Annotated in this window: 3 protein-coding genes; 2 read left to right on the forward strand and 1 reads right to left on the reverse strand. The window is 60.4% G+C overall.

All coding sequences use genetic code 11. The annotated features are described in order from the left end of the window. A partial coding sequence (locus ABWP50_RS04855; protein WP_502950977.1) for a ribonuclease D occupies positions 1-479 on the reverse strand: 479 nt, incomplete at its 3' end. A gap of 91 nt (positions 480-570) precedes the next feature. Between ABWP50_RS04855 and aspS the strand changes: the two genes are divergently transcribed. Beyond that, on the forward strand, positions 571-2,352 hold the full coding sequence (aspS, locus tag ABWP50_RS04860) for an aspartate--tRNA ligase (RefSeq protein WP_353216865.1): 1,782 nt from the start codon (positions 571-573) through the stop codon (positions 2,350-2,352). 63 nt (positions 2,353-2,415) lie between these two features. Then, positions 2,416-2,756: polyphosphate kinase 2 family protein (locus tag ABWP50_RS04865; RefSeq protein ID WP_502950978.1), on the forward strand; the 341-nt coding region annotated here is incomplete at its 3' end.

Consider the following 2,756-nt stretch of genomic DNA (forward strand, 5'->3'; position numbering starts at 1 on the left):
TGCGTGACATCGCCAATGGCATATTCGATCTGGCGATCATTCAATGGCCGCCGCGCCCAATCGGTAAAGCGCGCGCCCTTGTCGACCTGGATATTGGCATAGGCCGCCACCAGATTGGTGTAGCCGATCTGCTCGCCAAGTCCCAAGGCCATGGCGGCAATCTGCGTGTCGAACAGCGGCTGCGGCGTCTTGCCAGTGAGGTTGTAGATAATTTCGAGATCCTGCCCGCCGGCATGAAATACCTTGAGCACAGGCTCCTCGACCAGAAGCTTGAGCAGCGGCGCCAGATCGAGATCGGGGCTTTTGGGATCAATGGCTGCCGCTTCGTTGGGGCAAGCGACCTGCACCAGGCACAAATCCGGATAATAGGTGGATTCTCGCATGAATTCTGTATCCACAGCGACAAAATCGGCAGTGGACCAGCGAGCACACAAGGACTGCAAGGTCGCGGTGTCTGTCACCAGCGGATGAATGATCATTGGCTTCGTTACCGCAATCTGGTCGCTTGACAAAGCGGTGTTTCGCGTGTGCTACCCGCCGCTTGCAACGCCATCCCCGGAAGCCGGAAACATGCACGCCTATCGCACACACACTTGCGCGCAATTGCGCAGCGGCCACGCCGGCCAGACCGTGAAATTGTCGGGCTGGGTGCACCGCAAGCGTGACCACGGCGGCGTGTTGTTCGTTGATCTGCGCGACCATCATGGGCTCACCCAGATTGTCGCTGCGCCGTCGTCGCCGGCCTTTGCCGTGCTGGACCGCATTCGCGCCGAATCCGTGGTGACCATCATTGGCGAAGTCGTGCGGCGCGAAGGCGGCGCGGTGAATGCCCGCCTGCCCACCGGCGATATCGAAGTGCGCGCGGCCGAAATCACGGTGCAATCAGCGGCCGAAGAGCTGCCGATGCCGGTGGCCGGTGAAGCTGAATATCCCGAAGATATCCGCCTGAAATATCGGTTTCTGGATCTGCGCCGCGAGCGCCTGCATGCCAATATCATGCTGCGCAGCGGGGTGATCGCCTCGCTGCGCCGCCGCATGATCGATCAGGGCTTCATGGAGTTTCAGACACCGATCCTCACCGCCAGCAGCCCCGAAGGCGCCCGCGATTATCTGGTGCCCAGCCGCGTGCATCCCGGCAAATTCTACGCGCTGCCGCAAGCCCCGCAGATGTTCAAGCAACTGCTTATGGTCGCCGGCTTTGATCGTTATTTCCAGATCGCGCCCTGCTTTCGCGATGAAGATGCGCGGGCAGATCGTTCACCCGGCGAGTTTTACCAACTCGATTTTGAAATGAGCTTTGTTACACAAGACGATGTTTTTGCTGCCATTGAACCTGTGCTGGCCGGTGTGTTCGAGGAGTTTTCCGGCTTTGGCGACCGCGATCCATGGGCGGTGACCAAGGGCGCGTTCCCGCGCATTCCCTATTTGGAATCGATGCTGAAGTACGGCAACGACAAGCCCGATTTGCGCAACCCGATCGTCATCACCGATGTCGGCAGCCACTTCGTCGGTTCAGGCTTTGGCTTGTTCGCCAAGATGGTCGAAACCGGCAACGTGGTGCGCGCCATCCCCGCGCCGGGCACTGCTGAAAAAAGCCGCAAATTCTTTGACGACATGAACGAATGGGCGCGCAGCGAAGGCTATGCCGGCCTGGGCTATGTGACGCGCAAGGGCGGCGAATTTGGCGGCCCCATCGCCAAGAACCACGGTGAAGCCGGCATGCTGGCCTTGTATGAGGCGCTTAGCCTTGGCCCGGATGACGGCTGTTTCTTCGCCGCCGGCAAGGAAGCCCAGGCTGCCAAGCTGGCCGGTCTGGCGCGCACCCGCATCGGTTCCGAGCTGAACCTCATCGAGCAGAACGCTTACAAATTCTGCTGGATCGTCGATTTCCCGATGTTCGAATATGACGAGGACGCCAAGAAGATCGACTTCAGCCACAACCCGTTTTCAATGCCGCAGGGCGAACTGGAAGCGCTGGAGACGCAGGACCCGCTGACCATCAAGGCCTTCCAATACGACATCGTCTGCAACGGTGTTGAGCTGTCGTCGGGCGCCATCCGCAACCATCGGCCTGATATCATGTACAAGGCGTTTGAAATCGCTGGCTATACCCAGGAACAGGTCGATGCCAATTTCTCCGGCATGATCAACGCGTTCAAGTTCGGCGCGCCGCCGCACGGCGGTTCAGCGCCGGGTGTTGATCGCATGGTGATGCTGATCGCCGACGAGCCGAACATCCGCGAGGTCATCGTGTTCCCGATGACGCAGAAGGCCGAAGATCTGATGATGAACGCGCCGGCGCCGGCGACGCCCAAGCAGCTGCGGGAATTGCATCTTCGGGTTGTGGACTGACGCCTCCAATCCGTGCGCGGGCTGGCCTTGCCACCGGCCCGCGCACCTGCCAGCCTCACCAGCATGAAACCTGCCAGCCTCACCGATTTCGAAACCGAGCATGATTTGCCGCGCAGCCACTATGATGACCAACTGGAGGCGCTGCAGCGCCGGCTGGAGTTGATCCAATCTGCCTATATTGCGCAAAACCTCAATGCAATTGTTGCGCTGGAAGGCTGGGATGCTGCCGGCAAGGGTGGGCTGGTGACGCGCATGATGGCCACGCTGGATCCGCGTTATTGCAAGGTCTGGCCGATTGCCGCGCCCAGCCGCGAAGAAGCGGCGCGGCATTATCTGTGGCGGTTCTGGCAGCGCCTGCCGGGGAATCGCGAAATCGCCGTGTTCGATCGCACCTGGTATGGCCG

Origin of the sequence: Sandarakinorhabdus sp. (genome assembly GCF_040398645.1) — a bacterium.
Taxonomy (GTDB): Bacteria; Pseudomonadota; Alphaproteobacteria; order Sphingomonadales; family Sphingomonadaceae; genus Sandarakinorhabdus.

Excerpts from the sequence above, each read along its gene's own strand:
- aspS (WP_353216865.1), top strand. The coding sequence starts at position 571 with ATGCACGCCTATCGCACACACACTTGCGCGCAATTGCGCAGCGGCCAC.